The organism is Prolixibacter sp. DSM 2831 (assembly GCF_056493735.1).
Window position 1 is genome coordinate 2,705,532 of record NZ_CM151379.1, and the last position, 24,730, is coordinate 2,730,261.

The window sequence follows — 24,730 nt, forward strand, 5'->3', positions numbered from 1 at the left end:
TCGTTTTCCGTCGATTCCTGCATAACAGGATTTTAAGCGGATGAACGCATCGTTGCATCACATCAACTATAAAAACAAAAATAAAATGACCAACAAGACGACCTTAAAGATGATGCTGATTTTCGTAGCTATCCTGGCTACCTTCAGCAGTTGCAAAAAAGACGAAGTAAGCCTAAGAACCGGCGCATTAAAAGTGAACTTCACGCCCAACAACAACTATCTTCCGGTAATTGATTATACCATTACCCTCCAGAGCGATGCGTCGAAGGCGATATCCGGTCTCGATAAAAACCTGTTCGAGGGAGTGCTTACCGTCAAAGACCTGAATCCGGGTAACTACTACTTAAATTATAACTACACCATTGCCGACAGGTACTACTCGAAGCAGGTACTGTTTCAAATTCATTCGGGCAAAACAACGGAACTAACTTTCCAGTTGTAAGCCGGGTACTAACGGATGGATGGTATTTGGTTGCCGGAATGAGATATATTCTGAGATTCACCCCAATTTCGAAGTATTACAAGGAACTGGTATTGCAGCAGTCACGACATGCCCAAATTTTCACCCCTACCCCGATGTTATTTACAATTCGGGGCCCTAAAGGGGACTTTGGGCCGCTGCAAATGACGAACTGAACGCTACAAAGGCAACCTAACAGCGCAGTAGGGCCACGATACATCGTGGCCGTGCACCAAACGCCTAAAAAATCTGGGGATAGCGCGTTGTAACGGTCACGACATGTCGTGACCCTACGGGGAAAACGGTCATCAACCAACGTACCATAATAGCAGAGCCGGGGAAATTCCCCGGCTCTATGTGCTTTGCATTTTATATCGTTGAATATTCCCTATTCCTCTCCTTTATAGTAATCGATACCTTCCAGCTGCCAGCGTTGTTCCATTTGGTGTAAGGCGTCGAGGAAGCGTTGATAGTTTTTATCGGGCAGCGGCGTCCAGCCTACTTCAGCGTAAGCGGCTAACCGGGGGAATACTTTCAGGTCCATCGACTTTGTGGTGGGAATCCACTCACTCCACATCTGGCAACCGAAGCCTAATATCTTCGAATCGTACTTCGGGTCGAGTCCTTCAGGAATGGGATTGAATGAATAGGCTTTCGAAAGCGGAATCATTTTATAGTTATAATCGAGATAGGTCATCCGGTGGTAAGCATTCACCACATCGTAGCCATTCGAAACCGCCTTGTTGATCAAATCGAGACTTCCTTTCCAGAATTCGATGATAGCCGATTTGGCCAGCGTCTGTTTTACCTGTGTATCGGCCGAATCCTGCCACTCATGCACGTTATCGCCGAGGATTTCGTTCCATCCCATCATGCGATGTCCCGTACTGTCGACGAACTGCGAGATACGGTTGGTGAACCAGATTTGTAAATCAGCGGGAGAAGTCAGTCCTTCCTTCTTCATCAGCGCCTGCATGGCTTCCGATTTCTTCCACGCGTCGTACATCACCTCATCGCCCCCGATATGGACCACCTTACCGGGAAACAGGTTGAAAACTTCGGTGAGCACATCCTCGAGGAATTGAATAACGCGCGGATCGGCAATGTTAAACGAGTCGGGCAGCTTTCCAAAGGTCACCGGCACCTCTTTCGTGGTTCCCAACACCCCGAGCCACGGATAAGCTGCAATGGCTGCCGAAGCATGACCGGGCATTTCAATCTCCGGAACGATGCGAATGTGCCGTGCAGTGGCATACGCGATGATATCCTTGATTTGCTCCTGCGTATAGAAACCGCTGTGTGGCTTTCCTTCGCGTTTGTCGCTGTGACGGGCCGCTTGTGTGTCTTTCCGGTAGCCGCCTACCGACGTCAGTTTCGGGTACTTCTTGATTTCGATGCGCCATCCCTGGTCATCCGTCAGGTGCCAGTGGAAGACGTTCATCTTCATCAGCGCCATCTGGTCGAGCATGCTTTTCACCACGTCCACACCTTTGAAATGGCGCGATACATCGAGCATAAATCCCCGCCACGCAAAACGTGGCTTGTCGGCAATGGCTACCACCGGAACGGCAGCGGTTTTTCCCTTACCGGGATGGAACTCAAACGCGGGTGGCAACAGCTGCCGCAGCGACTGAATACCATAAAATACGCCGGTACGGGTCGCCCCTTCGATGACAATCCGCTTGGGCTCCACCGTCAGCAGGTAACCTTCGTCGCCCAGCGAGTCTTTCAGGGTTGCATTCAGCTTCAGCTCGATGCCTTTGCCTTTCTCTTTGATGTGCGGCTTTTCGCCGAAAGCTTTCGCCAGGATACCTGCCAGGTAACCGGCTTCGGATTGGGTTGCCTCACTCGAAACAATGGCCGTCTTCGCCGTCAGTGTGTAGGTACCGTTGCCGGGCACTACGCTTACCGGACGCGGAATGATGTTGATCTCCGCCTGCGCGGAAACAGCAACTCCCGCCAGGAGGAAAAAGGCCAGTATGAATTTCATTGTTTTCATAACCGTTTTGTTTTTTATGGGTTGATGGGAAAGAGAATGCAAATGATGAATTCGGATAGAAAGCCCACCGTAACAATCACCCCACCCCCCGATTTCTCGGAGCTCCCCTAAAGGGGAGGCTTGTCTTGTCCTGAAATAGGTTTACACAAAAAGTAAACTTATGGCAGGATTTAGTATGTATAGCGAGAGGTTTATAAAACAAGTCGTTAACGAAGTACAAATGGGGCTTATTACCAAAGAAGCAGCCCGACGGAAGTACCATATCAAAGGACACACAACAGTTTTAAAATGGATTCGTAAATTTGGTAATGAAAAGGTTTATTCTGTTGGTATGGAACCGGATGATAAAATCTCCAAAACGGCCCTTCTGAGACGTATTAAGGAGTTAGAAAAACAACTGGAAGATGAAAAACTCCGCTCCGAAGGATTTTCACAAATGATCGATATTGCGGAAAAGCAATTTCACATTCCGATCAGAAAAAAGTCCGTAACCAAACGGTCCAGGCGTTAAAGTATTGCTATCCGCGCGTTGGTCTGGGCAGGATATGCCGACTGTTTGGTTTCACCAGGCAAGCTCATCATAAGCATTATAAAAAGCAGGAACGGGCGATTGTCGAAAATCACATTATTGTTCAGATGGTTAATGAAATTAGAAAAGAGCATCCGAGAATGGGAACCCGAAAACTATATCATCTACTCAAGCCTGATTTAGAAATGCTCGGCATTAAGATGGGACGTGATGCTTTGTTTGACTTACTTTCCACTGAAAGAATGCTGATCAGAAAAAGGAGGCGACAACACATCACTACCAATTCCCATCACTGGTACAGAAAGTATCCCAACTTAATCCAGGGGTTCATACCTTCCGGCCCAAACCAGCTATGGGTAAGTGATATTACCTATCTAAAAACGCATTCCGGTTTCCGGTATTTATTTTTACTGACAGATGCCTATTCAAAAAAAATATTGGGATACCATCTGGCCATTGATCTGGATAGCACACATGCTGTTGCCTGTTTGCAGAGGGCTTTAAAAAGTCTCGGTCAACCTGTCGCAGGATTAATACATCATTCAGACCGGGGGATTCAGTATTGTTCTAAGGAATATGTCAACCTGCTTCAGGATTACCAAATTCAGGTTAGCATGACAGAGAACAGTAATCCACGAGACAATGCCATTGCCGAGAGAGTTAACGGTATTCTTAAAGATGAATATCTTCATCTCGAAGTAAGCAAGAACATCATTTTCACAAACAGTCAGTTAGAAAAGACAATAAACAAGTACAACAATAGACGTCCGCATCTGAGCTGCAATATGCTCACACCGGAACAGGCACATCTCAGATCGGGTACACTCAAAAAAAGATGGAAAACCTATTATAAAAAACAAGTAAATTTAAATGTCTAACCTGTAAACTTTTTTCAGGACGATACAGCTTAGGGTAACTGCAAGTGTTGAACACATTGCATGAATCACTGCTTACTACTAACCAAACATCTTTTTTCTTTTCCCTTTATACTTTCAGGAATATCTTTTTCCGGTACAAAATGTACAGGAACGCCCACACGCAGGCTACGTACCCGACGGCACCGATGAGCCCCGCGATATGATGGGGCGTGAGATGCATCAATCCGCCGAAGAAGAAGTTGCGCATGTTACCGAAATCGATGATTTTATACTGCACTAAATAGATGGTGATGGGGTTCAATCCAATCACCACGAAGAAGAACGCCCATTTTTTGAAGCCCCAAACGTCGATGATGAGGTAAAATATCCCCAACAGGATGAGACTCCATCCGCCGGCATAGAGCATGAACGAGCTGGTCCACAATTTCTTGATAATAGGAAACCACAATCCCCACAATTCACCGAGTCCCAGCGATACAATGCCCGCACCAATCAGGATGAGTCCTTTCCGCAGCTTACTCAAACGAACATCTTCGGAAATCAGCAGCCGCCCGGCAAACACACCCAGTAACGCCGTGCTGATGGACGGGATGGTGCTCAGAATACCTTCGGCCTCCATCTCTTTCATGTATAACGTACCCGGAATCAGCAGGCGATCGATAAAGCCTTCGAGGTTGCCTTCCGGTGTGAGCACGCCTGCACCGAATCCCGGGACCGGAATGTACAGCATCATGAGGCAATAGGCCAGCAACAGGCCCCAGAACCAGATGATCTGCGCGCGCAGGTTCGTGTTCAGGTAGATAATGGCGGCAAAGAACCAGGCAATCCCGATGCGTCCCAGCACACTCGCCAGACGAAAGTGTTCCGCGTCGAGATTGAGGATGCGGTTGTACAGCATTCCCAGGACAATCAGCCACATCATCCGCTTAAACGCGTGTTTATAAATGCTTGCTTTCGAATCACCGCGAGCCAGCCGTTTCCCAAACGAGAAAGGCATCGAAACACCGGCGAGAAACAGGAAGAGCGGGAATATCAAATCGTAGAATTGGAATCCCTCCCACTTCACGTGGTCCATCTGCCCGTGTAAATATTTAAACAGCGGCCATCCGGTGAGGGTCGCCAGGGCATGTATGACCCGCTGCCCACCGGTAATCCAAAACATATCGAACCCACGGAGTGCATCGAGCGACAACAGGCGCTGCCGCTTCGGTGTACCGTTCATCTCTTTCATGTGCATAGCGTTTATCGGTTGGATTTACTTCCGGAATTCGAAGCCGGAAAGGACCATTTCCACCTCTTTGCCATCCGTCGGAGGATTTCCGCGGTACAGCCACAGGTTAATCTTCGCAGCCTCTTTGCCGGGCTTCGGATTATCGGCGCCGGTATACGTCCATTGTGTCATCAGTTGATCCACCGGAGGATTATCGCCGACGTTCCCCTGGTAACTGGCAAACACCACGCTGTCGGGCTGCCAGTTAAACCAATGCGTCGACTGCTCCCCGGTTTGATCGAGGTAATAGCGGTGATGATTGCCCGGATGCCACCCCGGCTGAATCACAAACTGCGAATCTTCGGTGGTGTCTTTGGCCCATTTCGAGAACTCGATATCAATTTCGGAGGAGTCATTGGCATAGGTGAACAGCCCTCCAACTACATTCTTGTCGAAGCCATCCACCCGGCTGGCTACATGAAAGATGTACGTCCCATAGCCATGCGATTCCATCAGCGAAATCTTGGCACAGTTCCATCGACCGTTGCGATGGGTAATTTTCAGGTGCAAATTCCCGCTGTCGTCGAGCCAAACGTTCTCTTTGGAATCGGAAAAATAATTGGGCCCGGGTCCCTGCCTTGTATCTTTGCTGTTCCCAACCCGCCAGTCGTAGCCGGAGAAGTGAATAATGCGTGTACCGTCGACCATCCGGTCGTTATTTACAGTCTTTTTGGTTTTGTTCCCGCATCCGGCAAGAAACAGAACAGCTACGACCAGAAAAATCCAGTTAGTTTTCATCTTTTTCATTTTTTGTTTGGTTAAACACGACCTCCCCGGCCCGGATGGTCTGTACAATCTCTATCCACTTTTCCGTCTGTTCGAACAGCACCAGGTTAGCGGGCGAACCTTTGCGGAAAGGTATTTGCGACTCTCCCTGCAACAGCTCCATTGGCTTGAGCGAGGCTTTGTTCCACGCCGTTTCTTGCGAAAGCAACTCTTTCCCCGCCATCTGGTTGACGCACCACAGCAGCGATTGCGCCGAACCGGCCAGCAGTTTGGGCTGATCGGCCATGCAAAGGCGGCCTTCGGGACTGAGAATCACATCACCACCAATATGACTATGGTAATTACCCGGCGTCAAACCGGCAAAGTGTGTACAATCACTTATCAGGATAGAGGTTTCAGGCTTTACCTTGAAAACAACTTTCAGAAAGGACTCGGGTAGGTGAAAACCGTCGCCAATCACGGTGGTCCACAACGCATCCTGAGCCAATTGTTCCCAAATGTAGTTGGGATGGCGCGGCAACATCAGGTGTGCCGCATTCCCCAGGTGCGTCGACAACCGGGCACCGGCTGCAACGGCCCCGGCAATCTGTTCCGGCGTCGCCGCCGTATGGCCAATGGACACCACAACGCCGCTTTCGCTGCACCGAGTAATGAACTCTTCCGAACCTTCCCATTCCGGCGAAAGGGTGATGATTTTAATTCGTCCCTCAGCTACTTTCTGCCACTGCAGAAACAAGTCCCAATCCGGTTTCTGCACCAATTCCGGGTCATGTGCCCCGCGAGCGCCTTCTTCTTTCGAGAGAAATGGGCCCTCAAGGTGAATACCACCAATGGCTGCATCGACATCGGGGTACGAATGACAGGCAGAGACAATCACTTTCAGTGCTTCGGAAATCGCTTCCGGGGTATTCGTGATTAAAGTCGGTAAGAACGTCGTTACGCCTTGCTCCGCCAGCAACTGTACCGCGCGATACACTTCAGACGCCAGCAAAGGAGCGGTATTGAAATCGATACCGCCGTAACCGTTTACCTGCAAGTCGACCAGGCCCGGCGCGATAAAAGGATGTTTCCCCTTCCCTTCCGGAAGTTGAATCACTTCGGCTATCTTTCCATCGCGGATACCGATGTGCACCAGTTTTCCGCTCCGGTAATCGAGGCCTTCGAGGTACATGTGGTTGTCGTTTGATTGGTTCATGGTATTATCGTTAGCTAAACAGCTGGTTTATCTATCCATTCATTGTCATCTTTTCATTTCGCATCATCATTCAGTGCCGATAACAGTTCATCCGCTTTCGCCGACTCGTCACCGGGAACCAGAAATCCGGTCGCCACATACAACACAAGCGAGGTGAGCATGGGTGTCGCCACTTCTCCCGCCAGGGAGAAATCAGGCAGTAATTTCGTGACCACAAAGGCCAGCAATCCGCCAATGATCGACACAATGGCCGCGGTACTTCCGCTCCGTTTGAACACCGGTAGCAATCCCAAAATCATCGGGATAGCAATCGGCCCCAACAACGACGCGAACCAGGAAACAATCAGGCCGAATACCCCGCCAAAGTGCCGGAAGTTGATCGCCACGATGATGGTAAACAAGGTAAACGAAAAGGTCGTGATTCGCGCCATGATGAGCGCCTGTTTCGGGGTGAAATTCCGTACACGCGGAATGGCCACGGGCAGAATATCGCGGGTAATCACGGCTGAAACGGTGTTGGAATCGGACGAGGTCATCGACAACGTGTTGGCAAACATCGAAGCCAGAACCAATCCGAGTAAACCGGCCGGAAGGAACTTCATGGCCATCATGCCATACGACAGCGTTGGGTCGGCCAAATCCCTGAAGAAGAGCGGCGCCGCAAACATCGGGAACAAGAGAATCAACGGCCACACAAAATAGAGGATGGACGACAAAACACCGGCTTTACGAGCCTCGCCTCCTGATGAAGAGGAGATGAAACGGGTCGCCAGGTTCCAGGTTCCACCGCTATAGCTGAAGAAATCGATGACCAGCATCGCCATAGCAAACGCCGGCGTGTAAGGATCGTTGAACAAATGCGAGTTCGCTTCCGGCAAACGGTGCCACATCGTAAACACTCCCGAAAACCCGTCGCCCAGTTTTCCGAGAATCATCACAAACATGGTGACTCCGGCTGCCAGCTGAATCATGAATTGGGCAAAGTCGTTCCAAACGTCCGCCCACAAGCCGCCAATGGTGATATACATCAGTGAAACACCGCCGGCCAGCAGAATTCCAACCGTCAGCGAAGTGCCGGTGAATACATTCAATAATACAGCGATCGCAGCCAGCTTGCCTCCCACATCGAATACCTTGATAATGGCACCGCTCCAGGCGATGATTTGTTGCGTGGTGAGGTTATACCGGGCCAACAGGTATTCTGTCGGCGACTGAATGCCGGTCTTGATCCGTAACTTCGCCCAACGGGGCGCTACCCACAAGGCAGCCATCAATGTTGCCAGTCCGACACCGCAGGCCCACCAAATGTACAAGGTGAAACCGTGCGTATAGGCGATTCCGGCGTAAGCCACAAACACCGCCCCACTGTAACCTGATACATGATGCGAAACCCCTGACAGCCACCAGGGCAGTTTACCGCCGGCGGTAAAGAAATCGGCCGAATTTTTCACTCTCCGGTAGGCGGTTGCACCGATTACCACCAACACTAAGAAATACATCGCCAAAACGATCCAGTCAATCAATTGCATGGGTTAGCCTTTCTGTTATTATGCTTTTATGGTTGTTTTAACTATCGTGAACGAAGCATCATTTTGCCTCCTGCTTCCCGGAGCTAATCTGAAGGTATTTATCGGCGTACCGTTTCCCCAATATCCGTTGCGACTTGTTGTTGAAATGGATGTAATCGGGGTTGCAGGTCAAGTCGCTCGTAGGAACGACGTAGCAATTCTTCAGATCATTCGGTACGGTCTTGATAATTTCATTGATCTCCGCCCATCTTTTCGCCCGCAAGGGTGGACGTGTATATGATCCCAGCTCTCCCATAATGATAGGCAGGGAATCATCGCCGATAAAGGTGCGGAAACGGGTCAGCACCGTCTCTACTTTCTTTTTATATACCGGTATCTTGTCCGGGAAGGCATCGCTTTCGCCCTGGTGCCAAAGGATACCTTTGACCACTCCGTATTTCATCGCCGTTCCGGTCTTCTCCCTGAAATTGCTCCAGAGATGGACGCCATTGAATATGGAATCATTCATCCAGTATTGAATAGAGCTGCCTCCCACTGCCGTTGGAACCAGCCCGATGGTGATGGAATCGCCCACATGTTTCAGCAATTCGCGTGCAAACGAAAGACCGGCATCCATTCCCGTTACCTTGGGCTGATACAGATGCAACGGCTCCTTTGCCACGACCCATTTGCCCTGTAGGTTCATCGCCAAAATGCGCGGATTCGGAACGGTATCCTGCGGTTCTACTACGCCCCGCCCCGCCATATTCGACTGACCGGCCATGATAAAGATCCAAAAGTTCTTCTTCGCAGGCATCTCTTTCGGATACACTACCTTCTTCGGGAAATTGGCCGTCTTGCTCTGTGCCATTCCATTCATCCACAAGGCCATTCCGGCCAACAGCAATACCAGGTATCTCTTCATCTTCACCGTTTTATCATTACCGCACGTTTGCTACGGCTTCGTATATGTTTTTTAGTTTTTCGTTCCGGATATGGTTCTGTTGTTTGATTTCATCGGGATACAGGAAACCTTTGTTCAGCTCTGCAAAGCGGGCATTCAGCTCTTTCGATTCATCCAACAGCTTCTTCAGCTTCGGCAATATCACTTTTCCCATCTCCCGGTTATAATTATCGGATTCATACACCGCTTCCACCTGTTTAAAGGCAAGGTAGAAATCCCGCAAGTCGAGCATGAGCCGTAAATGGGCGAACTCCTTCTGGCGCGCATTGGGTTGCAGCGTTGCCATCATCGCTTTGGCCGCGTCGACACTCTTCTTGATGGAGTCAAGCTTCGCCACATCTTCCGGTGTATCCACTTTTACTAAATTCGGGGAGACGAGCAGTATTTTCCAAAGCTTCTCTCCCTCTGCTGCGGTCAAACCAAAGCGGTCCTGCGCATACTGCACCACAAACTTCTCCGGATTGAGCGGCTCCGCCTGCTTCAACGACTGCGCATAGGCAGCAACCAGGATGCGGAAACCGGATAATGGATAGACATTACGAATCGCATGCATATCAATCACCTCATAATTGGTATCCCAGGTAAAACCATACACGCCTGAAGTGGACCACGAGGTCATGACCATTCCCTGGTAACCGGCTTTTCGGGCGTACGGAATGAAATCGCGCTGATTGTTGAAGTGTTTCTTCCAATCGGTGGTGTACCAGTTATCGGGATGGCTGCGGATGGCCGGCGAGCCCCAGAACGTGAGCCCCTGGTCGAGTAACTTGCCAATATCGCCGAAGTGATTGATTTTCCAACCGTAGTTCCAATCCACATACACGGTTTGCTTGGGCAGCTGTTTGACGGCTTCAGGGTATTTCAAAACAATATCGGACCACAGCACCGGAATTTTGCCCATGTCCACCACAATCTTGCACATCTCGGCAATGTAATCGGCGAACAGTTTGCCCGTCCCTTCTTCCGCTGCTTTCGCAGAACAGACGGGGCAATGTCCCAACAACCGGGTTTCGTCGCCACCAATGTGAATGTATTTCGACTTGTGCAGCGATGCCATGTCTGAAAACAGATCGGTGAACAGCTTCTTGTCACCTTCTATCTGCGACGGGCATACCTGCGAAATATCCTTTTGTGATTCCCTCAGCTCACTGTATCGCGCATGTCGTAAAATGTATTCCACGTGCCCGAAACATTGCTGCAACGGGATGACGTCGATGCCCAAACTATCGCAGTAGGACACAAACGACTTGACCTGCTCGCGCGTGTAAGCATACTTGTTGGAAATCGTTGCGTGCTTCTCATACGGATAGGAAGCTTCCCATTCCATCACCAGGGTATTGATGCCCATCCCGGCCAACTCTTTGGCGAAAGCCTTCAGTGCAGGCATGGTCATCACTTCAATTCGTAAATCGATATGGAATCCCCTTATCGGGAACGGTTTAACAGCTTCCGTTTTCGCTTTCTCAGCAGGTTTTTGTGTTTCCGCGGAAGCGAACGCCCCGGGGAAGAAAAGAATAATGATGGTCAGCCATGCAAAGAGCGCGGCTACAGACATCGGTTTTTGTTTCAAGCGTTTCATCAGTCGTTGTTTAGTTTACGAACTTTTATGTTTTGGTATTTGTCGTTTCAATTCTGTTGAACGAAGTCTAAAAGACGGCCATCCAGTCGGACGTTTGATGTCCTTTGTAACTAACGGACGAAGCACCCGGCTTCCGGAACAAAATGGTGTCTTTTTCGCCCGAAGGACCTTCGACTGTCAATGCCACGCCATCCGCCAGCAGTTCCTGCTTCACGTTCCATTCCGTAGCATTCTCCTTTACCGGAACCACCAGCAATACCGAGTGGGTATCGGCACCGGAAGTGGAATACGAAACCACCGGAGCGAATTTGTCCGTCCCTTCTAAGTTGACATATCCTTTGCCTACACTCAAATCATCGTAGGAATCTGCGTTCGCCGGAATGATAGCCATCGGCTGATCGGTTTTCAGCAACACACTTTTCCGGGCACCGTGGGTTTCCACTTCCACCGGCAACAAATGAAGCAGTAATTCGTAGTTATGTTTTTCTGCTGCTTTGAAATGATCGTGAATCAACATGTATTTATTCCGGACAAAGGCCAGACTACGCGTCCATTGTACGTTCGAATTCGTTGGATCGCTGGCCGGGGAAACCATTCTCACTAACTTATAGTCAGGCTTTTCTTCCCAGTCGGTAATACGGTTCTTCGTCTGCCGTTTTCCGGCCCACTGCCGGTCACTTGAAGTCGCAGCGTCCTGTTTTCCGTCAATCAATACGGTGTTGTGTGCTTTCGACGTGCGATACCATTTTACGATCAGCGGATTATCGTAGTTGCTACAGCCGCTGTCAATCATCACGGGCTCTTCACCGTACCAAAGCACAAAGCCCAGTCGCCCGGCATGGTCGTGCGAACCAATTGTCCTGGCCGGATTGGCCAGCAAATACCAGGGCGTTAAACCGGAACCCTCCGCACGCATCACCCCGATTTGCGTTTCGGGAAGATAATAGGACCCCGGCTTTTTATTCGCATTCACCTTTTCGTTCAGGACTTCGCGAATAATTGTTTCGGTCGGATTAACCGGCATCGGATAGGAATCATTTACCGGTGGCATAGTGCCATCGGGTTGCGCGACCTCGAAAAGATAGTCGGCCATCTTGTGCAGAAGCGGCAAAATATTTTTAGGAGGCGTCACGCCATTGTCACGACACAGTAAATACGTATCTCTGAAAATGGAGGCTTCGAACGGATAGTATCCGAACATCTGCTCCACATTCCCGCCATCGGGATAGAAGGCAAAATTGATGTGATGTTCCAGAATCCGCAGCGCACCTGTTCTGAGCTCTTCAGCTTGCGATAATTCGGGGAATAAAATGCCCAGGTAAATCATCGCCAAGGCTCCGTGTGCCTGGTGGTTAAATTCATTGAGCTTCTGCTGACCAAAACCTTCCACCAAAACGAGCGCATGCTCTTTCAACGTATCATCAATCAGTTGTTTATCGGCAGCAGACAAACCCTCACCGCCAAGGTAATAACACCACGAAAGATGAATGGAGCGCCAGGCCACCTGCATATCGTACCAGTTGTATTTGGAAGTGGGATGATCGGTTACCCGCGGATTGTCATGTATCCATACGCGAATCAACTTCATCATGTCCTCCAGGTAACTCACATCTCCCGACAGGTAATAAAGCCGGGCAAAAGACGGCAGGTAGTAAAAGCGGTTCAGCCACACACTTTTCTCCAGCTCCGTCTTTTCCAGCTTTCCCCAACCAATGGGATCCCCATATACTCGCTGCAGCAGGCCGTTCCGGATGGCTTCCACAATCACGTGGTCATTCTCCGAATCGATTAATTGCATTTGAATAAACTTTCCACCCTGATCTTTCGGCAAGTAATCGCCAAAATTGTATTTCTTCACGTATGGGTAGAACGGGAATTGTGCTTCCGGCTGCTTATCCTTATCACCATTTGCCTTCCGGCTGAAAGCATTCGTGGAAGAATTTCCGTATGCCATACTTCCCAACGTCACACCAGCCGCAGCAGCTGTCATATTTTTGATAAATCGTCTTCGCCTGTTATCCATACGACGGATTGAGTCAGTTAAAGCGACCGGATTGAACCCGGCCGCATATTTATAATTGTATCAGGTTAGTACCTTGTTATTGGCTGCCAAAGTGAAAACGATTCACGTTCGGCTTTTGAACTATCAGTTGTACTGCTCGCGGCCAAACGAATCCTCATCGAAGTAAAACTTACAATGGGTATGCGTTCGGAGAACCGAAGCAGGACACTCTTCTGTAATCAGACCATTTAGGGTATCATACACCGCCTGACGCTTGGTTTTTCCCGGAACCACACAGAATAAATAGTCTGCCCGCATCAATGCCGGAATGGTGAGTGTTATCGCCCCGGTGGGCACCTCTTCCAACGTGGGGAAACAGCCATCGTTCACCTGCTGATTCCGGCAAGTCCAATCGAGTGTCACCCGTTTCACCAGTTTCAAATCGTTGAAATCGGCTACCGGCGGGTCATTAAAGGCAATGTGTCCGTTCTCGCCAATGCCCAGACAAACAATATCAATGGGCGCCTCACTCAGCAGCTTTGAATAGCGGATAATGGTCTCCTCCGGGTTATTACCATTGAGTAAATGCACTTCCCGGAAGGGTACCTGCTTAAATATCTTTTCGTTCAAAAAGCCGGCAAACGAGCGCGAGTCTGTCGAATCCAGCCCAATGTATTCATCCATGTGGAAAGCGGTTATCCGTTGCCAGTCAATCTGTGTGGAACGGACCAGCGAAGCCAGCGCCTCGTTTTGCGACGGAGCGGCAGCAAATACCATGCGAATGGATTCCTTTTTCTCCAGCAAAGCAACAATTTGCTTCTCCACATCAGCCCCGGCCGCCTGTCCCATCTCTTTCCTCGAAGGATAAACGTGCACGTCCAGGTGTTCAAATTTCTTCATATTGAAAAATCAAAAGATTTAACTTTTACAGGAATCATCGTCATTGACACCCCTCCTCTATGGGTGCCGCTAAGACATAGCAAGAGCATTTCCAATGGTTTTATCACCAACCGGTAAGTTACAATGATTGGCTGTTTTTTGCATGATGAACCATGCTGTTAGTCAATACCAAAGGAGCTAAGCTCGAACAATTAGTTAAAAAAGTACCGGGAAAGACATTCTGTCTTTCTTATGTTTTTGCTACTGTCAACCTAATTTTCAATCGGTTATCATCAGAAAGAAAACATCACCATCCAACAAGCTAACTGTCAATCCGTATACAATGGTTACGACAGACACTTCCCCGGATACTTTTAAAACCTCTGTTTAACTGGCTCTATGCGAAAGATTCCATATCAGAGTTTATTCGTCGAGACAGACCACGTCCTTCGTCTTATGAATCACGCCATTAAGAGAAGCGCCGGATTCGAAGGAACCGTGGTTATCTACTTCCATTACAATATTTTAAAATCACTCACAATCAATTCGTTGTTTTGATTGTCGCTGGGATATTTTCCGCGGAATAACCAAAGGTTGATTTTTAATCTCAGGTCCTGAGATGTTGGAATATCTTCTCCGGTATAAGTCCAGGTTTTCACCACATCTTCTTGGGGGGGCGTTAAGCTTTCACCGAGGTATGAGCCAAATTTGATTGAGTCTTTCTGCCAGTCGAAAAAGTGCGTTGAGTAATCGTCTTTCAACGGCAAATTGAATCTAACTTTGTTACCCGCAGTTGTAGAGGGCTGAACGGCGAACTGACAATTATCGTTGTTCGCATCTCCCCATTTGGAAACTTCAATATCGATTTCCTGCACATCAGTCTCGTACGCAAATAAACCGGCGACTACATTTTTGTCGAGTTGGTCTACGCGACTATCCAGGAAAAAAACATATTTGTGATAACCATAGGTATTCCAAAGCGAGACTTTTGCACAATACCATTTTCCGTCACGTTGAGTTATTTTTAGATGCATCCGTCCCTGATCGTCGACCCAAACATTGTCTTCGGAATTCGAAAAATAGTTTGGGCCAGGTCCCACAGTGTTATCGTTCGAGTCCTCAACCACCCAATCGTATCCCGCAAATGAGATTATTCTTGCTCCTTGTTGGACAGGTAAATCACCGGATGTTTCCTTTTTGCACGAAACAAAGGCAAACAGAAATATAAGTAGCATGTATTTTACCATGTTACAAGAATTTAGGATTAGACTACAAGAGCTTTTCAGCCCATGTAGTCTAATTTTATTAATTATTGAACAGTTATCGCGACATCGAACGGATTAATGCTACCTCCATCCCTATCTTCGACAGATACGGTAAAGCTATCATCGGCCGAACTGGTACCGGAATGTACATACACAATGTTACCGGTGTCAATGTCTAATTGAGTGAACTTACTACCGTCGGTCAATGTTTGTGTTCCCATTATCAACCATCCGTTTGAAGGAGCAGACTCAAGTGTATAGATAATGTCGGCCGGAGCGGCTCCACTCATCTCAAGTTCGCTGCTTTTCAGAACTGCGGAACCTCCGTTTTCAACTGAGAACCCGGTATTTGTTCCCATGGCCAGGTTACTGTTACCCGAAGAGAAAACAGCAATCAGCATCGGTGGTACGTTCTTGGGATTTTCTTTCGAAATGAGATCGTTGGTTTCGTTTCCTCCTGATTCACCATCAATTTTAATTGCAATTTTTCCAGGATTCTGCAGTTTTCCGGCCACATAATCGGAGCAATCCCAGCTAAATACTGAAACCTTGCTTGTGATCAGATGTGATATCTCGTTTGGATCTGAATCAGGAGCATTGTTCCAGGTCATAGAGGTCTCAGACCAGGTTGTATCCGGAACATTGTACAAACTCAAACGTAATCCTTTTCCATGCGTGAAGTTTACACCCACGTCGACGAAAGCCTGTCTCAAATTACCGGTCTTCGTGATGTCTTTCAAATCGAACATCAGGAACGTTCTTCTGTCGTAATCTCCGGCGCCATCTACATCTTTCACTTTAATGAGAATATCGGAACCAAAGTTCTGATCGGCTTTTGTACCGCCATTGATATACGTGTCTTGCGTAGCATAAATGGTATCGGTTTCCAGCGACGGATTTGTAATATCCGTCGTACCGGTTACCGCCGAATAGTAAACAAGAGCAGGAGAAATATGGATAGCTCCGTTCGTGGGTTCCAGGTTAGAGGTTACAATCGTCCAGCTCTGGTTTGTTCCCTGGTTGATCACTCCCTGATAATTGTTATTCCGGGATAAATACATTTGTTGACCGTTCTCGGTCTCAAAAGCAACCGGAAAATTCACCGTATAAAATGTACTATCCGTAAACAGTATCTTTTGAGGAATAATATGATACAACAAGATGTTTTTCAATATCGGTACCGGGATATCACTGATACTGCTATAATTATTGGTTGTCAGATAATCTCTGAATGCACTGTTGCGAGGAGCGATAAATGTTTTTTTATCTGCTCCGGAATACATATCCTGCAATCCGGTAGCTGTAATGGCTTCCTTCAAGAATGACAGGGAATCTTGTTGCTGAATATACTCCCAGGCTGTCATGTTCAAATTCGGATCCGTATAACTGTGCTGATACTCAAAGTCTGGTTGAATTTCGCATCGTGTAAGAACCAGCATGAGCAAGCTTGAAGCCACCATTATTCTTACCAGGTAAGCCCCAAAGAAATATATCTTATTTTTTTTCATTATACTCATTTTTAACTTTCATGAACTGTTATTTGCCTAACAAAGACCTACTTGTAATAGTCGTTTTGCTCCATATTCGGATTCTTATTCAAAACGCTCGTACTGATAGGCCAAACCAGGTTTCCTTCATCGCTCAACCCGTTTATAGGTTGCATGGTAGAAATAGCTCGTCCGGTTCTGACAAGATCGAACCAACGGTGACCTTCAAAACATAGTTCGATTGATCTTTCGTGCAAAATGGCAGACTCCAAGTCACCATATTTGTCAGCAGCTTCCTGTTCCGTATTAAAAGCTGGCAATCCTGCCCTGGTCCGAATTTTATTTAGCAGATTCAGAGCTTCATTTATATTCTCTGCACCTCCGAGTTGCGTTAAAGCCTCGGCGCGGAGCAACATGATATCGGCCAGCCTGATAAGAACAATATCCTGATGTGACTTGGAAGGATCTTCATCGTTCACTCCTTTACCCAGAAATTTCCAAATTGCTTTCGGATCGGAAAGGGTTGTATCATACACATAGGGAATACGCCGATCACCCGATTCGTAAGAAGCTTTAAATTTCTCGGAAGGCGTATAAATGGCGTACGATCCAAGTGCATAAAGAACACGCAGCAGATTCGTTTGCTCATCGTTATAGCCAACTTCAAAAATGCTTTCCTTTGAATAGCCGTCAGTGAAAATCTTACCCCAGTCATCCATACTCGAGACCAATGAATACAAAGGGTTATTCAGCACCAACTGAGACGAAGCAACTGCTTCACTATATTTGTGCCTCCACATATAGACCTCTGTAAGCAAGGCATTCGCAGTTCCCTGCGTAACCATGATCCGGTCCTTTTCGTTGTTGAATTTTTCAACGCAATTGGTAGCGGCATACGTCAGATCCTGTTCAATCTGATCAAGCACCTGTTCTTTGTCCGTTTTTGTCACGAAAATATCCCGATCAGTAGAGGTATAAGGTTCGGTGATTAACGGGACGTCCCCCCATACGCGAACCAGATAGAAGTATGCGAGTGCACGTAAAGCTTTCGCCTGACCAATTAATTGTGTACCACCACCCGGATCGTCTTTGTATACATCGGGAATGTATTTAATGGCATAGTTTGCCCGACTAATCATTCTATATAATGTTGACCAATCAGCAGAGCTCGCTGACTCACTTAGGTTATTCTGCATCAAAATCAATCCTTCTCCGGATTGGTCAGTTTGCACATTGTCTGCCCGTCCTTCGCCCCAGTAAGCGAAATTAACTCTAAAAACGGATTGGGCAGCGTTGTAGATTCCATAGACTCCAGCCTGTGCATCACTTTTTGTTTTATAAAATCCCTCAGCAGAAAAACTACTAACCGGGCTTTTATCTAGTATATTATCTGTACAGGCTACCACCTGGAACAGAAGTATAATTGCGACAGTTAATTTGATATATTTCATTTTCATTGCCTCCGGAATTAAAATTTAACATTTAAACCCATAATAAATGTGCGGCTCTGTGGGTAAGCTCCATCATCGATGCCTAACTGCAAACCACTATATGAGCTCACTTCCGGGTCGTATCCGGTATAATGCGTCCATGTCACCAGGTTTTGTCCGGTTACATAAAGACGTAAGCCACTAATTTTCAACTTGTCGGTAATCACGTTAGGAAAATCGTAAGCCAGGTTAACGTTTTTCAAACGGATGTAAGAACCATCTTCGATCCATCGATCGGACACCCGGTTGGTATTTCTCATTGGGTCTCCACGAGTAGGTTTCGGGTAATTGGTTACATCACCCTGTTCTCTCCAGCGATTCAATGCATCCGTCGAAACGTTGTTATATGAATTTACCCAGTTCCTCATGAAATTCAGGTTACTGTAAATGTCATTCCCGTAAGAGAACTGGAAGAAAACATTCAAACTGAAATTCTTATAACTTAACTCGTTGTTCAGACCACCCGTAAATTTGGGTTGCGCGTTTCCGATAATTTGCCGGTCGTTATCGTCGATGATGTGATCACCATTCAGATCTTCCCAAATTACATCGCCGCCCATAAATTCTTTTCCGTTAGACGATCCCATTCGTACATGGTCAACATTGTCTTCATCCCTGGAATAAACGCCCATTGATTTCCATCCGTAGAAAACACCGATGGGTTCGCCTTCCTTCAGAATATGGTATGAACCGTTTTGAATAAAACCATTCGTCAATATATCCTCGGGAAGACTGACAACTTTGTTTCGGTTGAAGCTGATATTGAAACTTGTATTCCATTTAAAAGCTTTCACAAAGTTGTAGGTCGTCAGCGAAAGTTCCAGACCCTTGTTCTGAATTTTACCAATATTCTTAGTGATGTAATTAAAACCGGTCGTTTCCGGAATCGGAACAGCGAACAACAGGTTGGATGTATTTTTGATATAGACATCGCCGACGAATGATACCCGGTTGTTCAGCATCGTCAAATCTATACCGGCGTCATACTGTGTCGTAGTTTCCCAGTGCAGAGCTGAGTTAGGCATCACGGTTGGAGATGCACCGGAATTATCGAGATAATTGGTCCCAATAGCAAACTCTCCCTGCGAAGTATAGTTTCCGATGGCTTCGTTACCGGTTTGTCCAACACTGAAACGCAGTTTACCATCGTCAAAGAAATTCAGCTCCTTTACAAAAGGCTCATCCGAGAAACGCCATGCGGCAGAAGCTGATGGGAAATAACCGAAACGGTTGTCTTTACCAAAACGGGATGAACCGTCGGCCCTGAAGTTTGCTTCGAAGAGATATTTGCTTTTATAGTCATAAGTCAAACGACCGAAATAGGAAGCCAGACTATGTCCATAGGCTACGTTGACGGCCTGATTGGAAATGGTACCGGCACCATTCAGCGTATGAATGTTATCACTGGCAAAGTACATTCCGTCCAGACCGGTCACTTCTGTTTTCCATTCCTGCGTGCTAAATCCGGCCATGGCCGAAAGGTGATGCACATCGTTGAACGACTTGGTGTAGGTCAGATAGTCGTCGTTTGCCCAGGTCAGGTTATTGGTAGAGCGAACAGCTCCGCGGTTGTATCCTGCCCGGTAATCGACGGTTGTCGGATAGAATTCGTCCTCTTTCATATTAATGAAATCGAGACTCAGGTTAGCCCGGAATTTCAATCCCTTGAGAAGTTCGTATTCCAAATACTGGTTACCAATGATACGGTTTGTCGTATTCAGGTGCGTAACCTCTTCGGCCAATGCCACCGGGTTACGTTTTCCAAAGAAATAGTTAATGGGTGAACCATCGGGGAAGGTCAATGAATATGTCGGAGGCCTGACCAAAATAGAGACCACCAAACTGTTGTTCCCGGTACCACCGGCATTAATACGATTATTAACACCATGCGTATAGGAAACACTCTGACCGATTTTCATTTTATCGGAAACCGTAAAATCGGTGTTCAACCTGGAAGTAATTCGTTTGTAATTTGAAGCCAGGAAAATACCATCCTGATCCAATACTGATGTACTGAAGGCATACTTCGAAGTTTTGCTTCCTCCGGCAACCGAAAAATCTACCTGACTTTGTTTAGCAGTACGATACATTACATCTTGCCAGTCAACATCGCCGTTGTTGCGAGGGCTGAGTGAATCGATGACCGTCCAGCTTGGTTCTGTCGGAGTTGTTGCCCCGTTGTAATAGTCCAGGTTACGATATGCATCGGTAACAACCTGACGCCATTGCGTCGCATTCAAGACACTGAGGAAGCGGGTAATTTTACTGTACCCCATAGAAGCGTTGACACTTACTTGCGCTTTACCTGCTTGTCCGCGCTTGGTAGTAATCAAAATTACACCGTTAGCAGCTCGGGCGCCGTAGATAGAAGTGGAAGCGGCATCTTTTAACACTTCTATTGACTGAATATCGGCCGGGTTGATATCGGCCAGTGGATTTAATCCGTGTGAATTCCATCCGTTTAACTGGGATAATGAATTGGTCTCAACGGGCACTCCGTCGATAACATAGAGCGGACTGTTTCCCGAGTTCAGGGAAGATTGCCCACGAACAGTTACGGTGATTCCATCACCGGGAGCTCCAGAATTGGAAACCACCTGAACACCGGCTGCGCGGCCTTGCAATGCCGACATCACATCTTTTACTTTTGAATTCTCGACCGCCCCCATATTCACTGATACAATTGAACCGGTCAGGTCGCGCTTTTTCTGGATACCATATCCAACCGCCACAATCTCGTTCAGCGATACAGCCGAATCTTCCAACACAACATTCAGCATGTTCTTCCCGGTGATGTCCACCTCTTTGGTCTTCATCCCAACAAAGGAGAATTGCAGCATCCTGGTTTTTGAAGGCACATTGATACTGAAATTCCCGTTTGCATCGGTTATTGTACCAGTAGTGGTTCCAACCACCCGTACGTTGACACCGGGTATGGGTTCTCCGTTACTGTCCAGTACGACACCCGACACCTTCCTTTCCTGTGGCTGGGCAGACTGCTGTAGAGGAGCTTCTCTCTCTCTGAGAATCACCTGGTGGTCGCGAATATCATAAGCGACGCCGGTCTCAGCGCAGATTTGCTCCAAAACATCATAGATATTTTTATTTTCAATGTTCAGGGAATACTTTTTGGAGTAATCGAACAAATCGTCCTTGTAAATAAAAACATAGTCGGTTGATTGTTCTATGGCTTTGAGAACTTCCCGTATATTAGCATTTCTGAAATTGAATGTCAGATTGCTTTCCTGCGAAAAGCTTTTTCCGAAAGCCACAACTACAAGAAAAGTTAGTAGTAAGGTTAATTTCATCTTTCGAAAAGTTGTACGATTACTTTTCAGGCATAAGATATGCCCTAATCGCGTTTTTTTCATAATTTTGTACAATTAGTAGGTTATACACAGAATTTGCTAATCTTAGGCTGGATGAGGATGCCGCCTCACCAGCCTAATTTTTCATTATCTCATAATTATCTTTTCCTATTTGAACTATTTTCACTGAAGCGGTTTGTGACAACACATCCATCACTTCGTTTTTCTTTTCCGTTAACATCAGCTTTCCTGAAATCTTCAGCATGCCGACCATCGGATCCTGGAAAGTGATACGGATATTATAAAAGCGTTCGAGTTTTCGGGTTACCCGGTTAAAGTCGGAACTGGCAAACTTCAGCATGCCGTCTTTCCAAAGGATGTAGTTTTCCACATCCACATGCCGGACTTTCGTTTCCTTGTTATCGCGATTGTAGGCCGCCATCTGGTTCGGAACCAAATCAATCGACTTATCAAACAGCCCGGCGTTGTTTTGGCGAATGCGCACTTTTCCTTCAGCCAGTGTTGTTTCGTATACATTATCAGAAGGATAGGCTGAGACATTAAAGTGAGTTCCCAAAACTTCGACGTTGATATCGGTAGTCTGTACAATAAACGGATGCTTGGGATCCTTATGTACCTCGAAATATGCCTCACCAACGAGAAATACTTCCCGATGCTTTCCTTCGAATACATCAGGATAAATGAGGCGACTGCCAGCGTTCAGGTAAATCTTCGTTCCGTCGGATAACAGCATTTCGGATGTTTTCCCGTAAGGAACAATGAGTTGATTCATCTCATTGTTCTTTTTGCCTGGCGTGCTTTCCGATGATGCCACCTGGATGGAATCGTTAATCACCAGCTTTTTATTGCCAGCCTGGTAAGCAAACGTCGATTTGTCTTCCGCCAACTTGATGTGTTGTCCATTGGGACGAATCAGTGTTGTCATCGGTCCTGAGGGGTGACCGGAAATTTCCTCGGTAAGAAAACGTTGATCGCGGTTGTCCTTGCGGTAAAAGAGTAATGCACCAATGGAGAAGAACAGCAATGCTACTGCCGCGTAACGCGAAATAACAGCAAACAGCTTAATTGTCCGGTGACCAGATTGTCTCCGTTCTATTTCCTTAAGAATACCGGAGAAAAGCATAATCTTTTGACTTTCGGAAAGGTCACTGTCGATGGTGCGAAACTTTCCAACCACTTTTCGGGCCAATAGAAGATTGGTTTTCTCTTCCGGATGCTCCCGAAGGTAATTCTCCCAGTAGCGTTCGATGTCTTCATTGGGATGAAATACCCAATCGATAAAGCGTTTATCTTCTAAAAACTGACCAATCTTGTCCATTAACTTTTATGCTTTTAATAGAAGGGACAGCCAACTTCATTTTATGGACAGGATTTTTTAACTTTTTTTTAAGAAACTAAATACTTTTTTCATAATCCAACCATAACGCACTGATTACATGTGCATTTTAAAAACAATAAAAAGAGAGAAAAATTATGGGATATCATGGAGTATTTCAATTTTCCCCGGTTAAAAGCGTTCAGATCAGGAAAAAACAAACACTGTTTAGCTAGCACCTCAGAAAATCAACAGCAGAACAACATGAAAATTCGAAAAGACACAACACACCCCCTTCGAAACATTGAGTTAACATAGCAGTCATTTCAAGCCGTATGGGGAGAACCATTCGTATTATAGGAGAGAAAGAGGAGCAGAAGTAAATCGGGGTAATCGATGCTCTCGCGAACCGACTTAATAGCACGGTAGACCTGCTTTCGGACAGATTCCACAGAAATTCCCAGCATCAAGGAAATTTCAGCATACTCGAGACTCAGATTGAATCTCAGATAAATAATCTCTTTTTGTTTGGCTGGTAAGTCGGTAATAATCTTCTTCACCTTTTCCAACACCAGGGTACTAGCCTCCTCCTCCATATACTGCTCTTCGAAGCTGTATTGCACTTCGAACATGTCCACATCGTTAATATCACGCTTTTCCAGTCGGCGATACTTTTGCAGTTTTCGTATCAGTACCCTTTTCAACGCGACAATCAGATAGAGTCGCAGATTCCTGGTGATGTTGGATTTCTTACGCTTGTCGTACAGATCAAGAAAAACTTCCTGGATGGAATCTTTGACCATGCCTTCATCAGGACTCAACTTGCTTCCATAGCGATACAAATCGTCGATAAAAAGGTTATAAAGTTCAGCAAAAGCTTCTTTATCATCCTTTTGGACAATTTGCTCCCATAAAATATGAATCCTTTCCATTCCGGATAGAGACATGCTGTAGTTACCAAATTAGTTTTCCCTTTTCCAGGGTAAAGAACGCAAAATTGTTACAGATAAACAATGGTTCACTTGCTGACGCAGAACATCATTGCCACTATTTATAAAGCTTGCTGCTGAATAGAGACAGCGAAATAATTACTAGCATATCATTCAATATCAAACACATTACCGCAATTGACTCTTACCGCACCGGCAGGGCAAAATAGCCGGGGAGATTGCCAATTTAAGAAGTGATTACCAGTTTCTCCGCAGTCTTACATGCTGGTATCAATCGGGCTTACGTACCATTTAAAAGCATTTCCTTTCTAGAGTAAAACTGAAAATTTCGAGACTGAACAGGTATCCAATTGTTAAAAGATGGTCTTTTTTCAGGATATTATGGCATTTCCTGACCTGTAGCTCTTCCATTCCTGATCTAAATTCCTTAGCTTTAGGATATGAAGGAATTCTCCCCCCATAACAGCCACCAGCAGGAAACGCGGGTCGCTAACGAAGAACTGGATAGTTTCCGGTTGATATCGAGGCCTCACTCCCTGAAACTTCTGAAGCAGACAGAAAAGGAGAGACAGATTATTCTGCAATGTACCATCCTTCCCGGGACACTCTCCGGCGTCATTGGTCCGGTGCGTATCTGGCCAACTACTTATCTTGTCGATCGTGAAAATAACCACAGAAGTCAATTGATTGATGCCTGGAACATTGCGCTTTATCCCGATTGGCATTCCGTTCCAGACCGGAAGAAGATTCACCGGATAACGCTGATTTTCTCGGCCCTTCACAATGATTGCAAACAGTTCGATTTAGTAGAGGATATTCCTGAAAAAGGAGCATTTGTGGTAAAGAATATTATACGCAACAAACTGGGAGTTTACGAAGTACAGATTTAGCTTACCTTAAAGAGA

The 24,730-nt window shown here is 46.7% G+C and carries 19 protein-coding genes; 4 read left to right on the forward strand and 15 right to left on the reverse strand.

Annotated elements, in window-relative coordinates; translation table 11 throughout:
• The first annotated feature begins 85 nt into the window (after positions 1-85).
• Complete coding sequence (locus AC060N_RS11040; RefSeq protein WP_479523845.1) at positions 86-442, forward strand: hypothetical protein; 357 nt, start codon at positions 86-88, stop codon at positions 440-442.
• A gap of 406 nt (positions 443-848) precedes the next feature.
• Here the strand turns inward: AC060N_RS11040 and AC060N_RS11045 are convergent, their stop codons facing one another.
• On the reverse strand, positions 849-2,459 hold the full coding sequence (locus AC060N_RS11045; RefSeq protein ID WP_479523846.1) for a beta-N-acetylhexosaminidase: 1,611 nt from the start codon (positions 2,457-2,459) through the stop codon (positions 849-851).
• Positions 2,460-2,619: 160 nt separating this feature from the next.
• Between AC060N_RS11045 and AC060N_RS11050 the strand changes: the two genes are divergently transcribed.
• Together AC060N_RS11050 and AC060N_RS11055 are read left to right on the forward strand one after the other, a co-directional pair.
• Positions 2,620-2,970 carry a hypothetical protein gene (locus AC060N_RS11050; protein WP_146142101.1) on the forward strand — a complete coding sequence of 117 codons (351 nt, stop codon included), beginning with the start codon at positions 2,620-2,622 and terminating at the stop codon, positions 2,968-2,970.
• Positions 2,971-3,002: 32 nt separating this feature from the next.
• Positions 3,003-3,866 carry an IS3 family transposase gene (locus tag AC060N_RS11055; protein WP_308788912.1) on the forward strand — a complete coding sequence of 288 codons (864 nt, stop codon included), beginning with the start codon at positions 3,003-3,005 and terminating at the stop codon, positions 3,864-3,866.
• Positions 3,867-3,972: 106 nt separating this feature from the next.
• On the opposite strand, the gene AC060N_RS11060 is transcribed toward AC060N_RS11055, so the two are convergent.
• The 14 genes from AC060N_RS11060 to AC060N_RS11125 all read right to left on the reverse strand — a co-directional run bounded on the left by AC060N_RS11060 (position 3,973) and on the right by AC060N_RS11125 (position 23,807).
• Positions 3,973-5,097: an acyltransferase family protein gene (locus AC060N_RS11060; protein ID WP_479523847.1), complete on the reverse strand. Its 1,125-nt coding sequence runs from the start codon at positions 5,095-5,097 to the stop codon at positions 3,973-3,975.
• A 24-nt stretch (positions 5,098-5,121) separates the two neighbouring features.
• On the reverse strand, positions 5,122-5,883 hold the full coding sequence (locus tag AC060N_RS11065) for a LamG domain-containing protein (RefSeq protein ID WP_479523848.1): 762 nt from the start codon (positions 5,881-5,883) through the stop codon (positions 5,122-5,124).
• On the reverse strand, positions 5,864-7,057 hold the full coding sequence (locus AC060N_RS11070) for an N-acetylglucosamine-6-phosphate deacetylase (protein ID WP_479523849.1): 1,194 nt from the start codon (positions 7,055-7,057) through the stop codon (positions 5,864-5,866). Before AC060N_RS11070 ends, AC060N_RS11065 begins: the two co-directional genes overlap by 20 nt.
• A 53-nt stretch (positions 7,058-7,110) precedes the next feature.
• Positions 7,111-8,586 carry a sodium:solute symporter family protein gene (locus tag AC060N_RS11075; protein WP_479523850.1) on the reverse strand — a complete coding sequence of 492 codons (1,476 nt, stop codon included), beginning with the start codon at positions 8,584-8,586 and terminating at the stop codon, positions 7,111-7,113.
• Positions 8,587-8,644: 58 nt separating this feature from the next.
• Positions 8,645-9,490: a sialate O-acetylesterase gene (locus tag AC060N_RS11080; RefSeq protein WP_479523851.1), complete on the reverse strand. Its 846-nt coding sequence runs from the start codon at positions 9,488-9,490 to the stop codon at positions 8,645-8,647.
• A gap of 16 nt (positions 9,491-9,506) precedes the next feature.
• Entirely contained in the window at positions 9,507-11,108 is a 1,602-nt protein-coding gene (locus AC060N_RS11085) for a family 20 glycosylhydrolase (RefSeq protein WP_479523852.1), read from the reverse strand.
• A 67-nt stretch (positions 11,109-11,175) separates the two neighbouring features.
• Positions 11,176-13,131 (reverse strand): heparinase II/III domain-containing protein, encoded by a 1,956-nt coding sequence (locus AC060N_RS11090; protein WP_479523853.1) that lies wholly within the window; start codon positions 13,129-13,131, stop codon positions 11,176-11,178.
• 123 nt (positions 13,132-13,254) lie between these two features.
• On the reverse strand, positions 13,255-14,010 hold the full coding sequence (locus AC060N_RS11095) for a glucosamine-6-phosphate deaminase (protein WP_479523854.1): 756 nt from the start codon (positions 14,008-14,010) through the stop codon (positions 13,255-13,257).
• 494 nt (positions 14,011-14,504) lie between these two features.
• Positions 14,505-15,236 (reverse strand): glycoside hydrolase family 16 protein, encoded by a 732-nt coding sequence (locus AC060N_RS11100; RefSeq protein ID WP_479523855.1) that lies wholly within the window; start codon positions 15,234-15,236, stop codon positions 14,505-14,507.
• A 62-nt stretch (positions 15,237-15,298) separates the two neighbouring features.
• Positions 15,299-16,762, reverse strand: a complete 1,464-nt coding sequence (locus AC060N_RS11105; protein WP_479523856.1) for a CBM96 family carbohydrate-binding protein — start codon at positions 16,760-16,762, stop codon at positions 15,299-15,301.
• Between the two features lie 47 nt (positions 16,763-16,809).
• Complete coding sequence (locus tag AC060N_RS11110; protein ID WP_479523857.1) at positions 16,810-18,198, reverse strand: RagB/SusD family nutrient uptake outer membrane protein; 1,389 nt, start codon at positions 18,196-18,198, stop codon at positions 16,810-16,812.
• Between the two features lie 11 nt (positions 18,199-18,209).
• Entirely contained in the window at positions 18,210-21,539 is a 3,330-nt protein-coding gene (locus tag AC060N_RS11115) for a SusC/RagA family TonB-linked outer membrane protein (RefSeq protein ID WP_479523858.1), read from the reverse strand.
• A gap of 136 nt (positions 21,540-21,675) precedes the next feature.
• Positions 21,676-22,878, reverse strand: a complete 1,203-nt coding sequence (locus tag AC060N_RS11120) for a FecR family protein (RefSeq protein ID WP_479523859.1) — start codon at positions 22,876-22,878, stop codon at positions 21,676-21,678.
• A 323-nt stretch (positions 22,879-23,201) separates the two neighbouring features.
• Positions 23,202-23,807, reverse strand: a complete 606-nt coding sequence (locus AC060N_RS11125) for an RNA polymerase sigma factor (RefSeq protein WP_479523860.1) — start codon at positions 23,805-23,807, stop codon at positions 23,202-23,204.
• A 458-nt stretch (positions 23,808-24,265) separates the two neighbouring features.
• Between AC060N_RS11125 and AC060N_RS11130 the strand changes: the two genes are divergently transcribed.
• On the forward strand, positions 24,266-24,715 hold the full coding sequence (locus AC060N_RS11130) for a hypothetical protein (protein ID WP_153639195.1): 450 nt from the start codon (positions 24,266-24,268) through the stop codon (positions 24,713-24,715).
• The last annotated feature ends 15 nt before the right edge of the window (positions 24,716-24,730 follow it).

Bases quoted from the DNA above. Each gene is read 5' to 3' on its own strand.
- AC060N_RS11040 (WP_479523845.1), top strand. From the start codon at position 86: ATGACCAACAAGACGACCTTAAAGATGATGCTGATTTTCGTAGCTATC.
- AC060N_RS11045 (WP_479523846.1), bottom strand. From the start codon at position 2,459: ATGAAAACAATGAAATTCATACTGGCCTTTTTCCTCCTGGCGGGAGTT.
- AC060N_RS11050 (WP_146142101.1), top strand. From the start codon at position 2,620: ATGGCAGGATTTAGTATGTATAGCGAGAGGTTTATAAAACAAGTCGTT.
- AC060N_RS11060 (WP_479523847.1), bottom strand. From the start codon at position 5,097: ATGAAAGAGATGAACGGTACACCGAAGCGGCAGCGCCTGTTGTCGCTC.
- AC060N_RS11065 (WP_479523848.1), bottom strand. From the start codon at position 5,883: ATGAAAAAGATGAAAACTAACTGGATTTTTCTGGTCGTAGCTGTTCTG.
- AC060N_RS11070 (WP_479523849.1), bottom strand. From the start codon at position 7,057: ATGAACCAATCAAACGACAACCACATGTACCTCGAAGGCCTCGATTAC.
- AC060N_RS11075 (WP_479523850.1), bottom strand. From the start codon at position 8,586: ATGCAATTGATTGACTGGATCGTTTTGGCGATGTATTTCTTAGTGTTG.
- AC060N_RS11080 (WP_479523851.1), bottom strand. From the start codon at position 9,490: ATGAAGAGATACCTGGTATTGCTGTTGGCCGGAATGGCCTTGTGGATG.
- AC060N_RS11085 (WP_479523852.1), bottom strand. From the start codon at position 11,108: ATGAAACGCTTGAAACAAAAACCGATGTCTGTAGCCGCGCTCTTTGCA.
- AC060N_RS11090 (WP_479523853.1), bottom strand. From the start codon at position 13,131: ATGGATAACAGGCGAAGACGATTTATCAAAAATATGACAGCTGCTGCG.
- AC060N_RS11095 (WP_479523854.1), bottom strand. From the start codon at position 14,010: ATGAAGAAATTTGAACACCTGGACGTGCACGTTTATCCTTCGAGGAAA.
- AC060N_RS11100 (WP_479523855.1), bottom strand. From the start codon at position 15,236: ATGGTAAAATACATGCTACTTATATTTCTGTTTGCCTTTGTTTCGTGC.
- AC060N_RS11105 (WP_479523856.1), bottom strand. From the start codon at position 16,762: ATGAAAAAAAATAAGATATATTTCTTTGGGGCTTACCTGGTAAGAATA.
- AC060N_RS11110 (WP_479523857.1), bottom strand. From the start codon at position 18,198: ATGAAAATGAAATATATCAAATTAACTGTCGCAATTATACTTCTGTTC.
- AC060N_RS11115 (WP_479523858.1), bottom strand. From the start codon at position 21,539: ATGAAATTAACCTTACTACTAACTTTTCTTGTAGTTGTGGCTTTCGGA.
- AC060N_RS11120 (WP_479523859.1), bottom strand. From the start codon at position 22,878: ATGGACAAGATTGGTCAGTTTTTAGAAGATAAACGCTTTATCGATTGG.
- AC060N_RS11125 (WP_479523860.1), bottom strand. From the start codon at position 23,807: ATGGAAAGGATTCATATTTTATGGGAGCAAATTGTCCAAAAGGATGAT.
- AC060N_RS11130 (WP_153639195.1), top strand. From the start codon at position 24,266: ATGAAGGAATTCTCCCCCCATAACAGCCACCAGCAGGAAACGCGGGTC.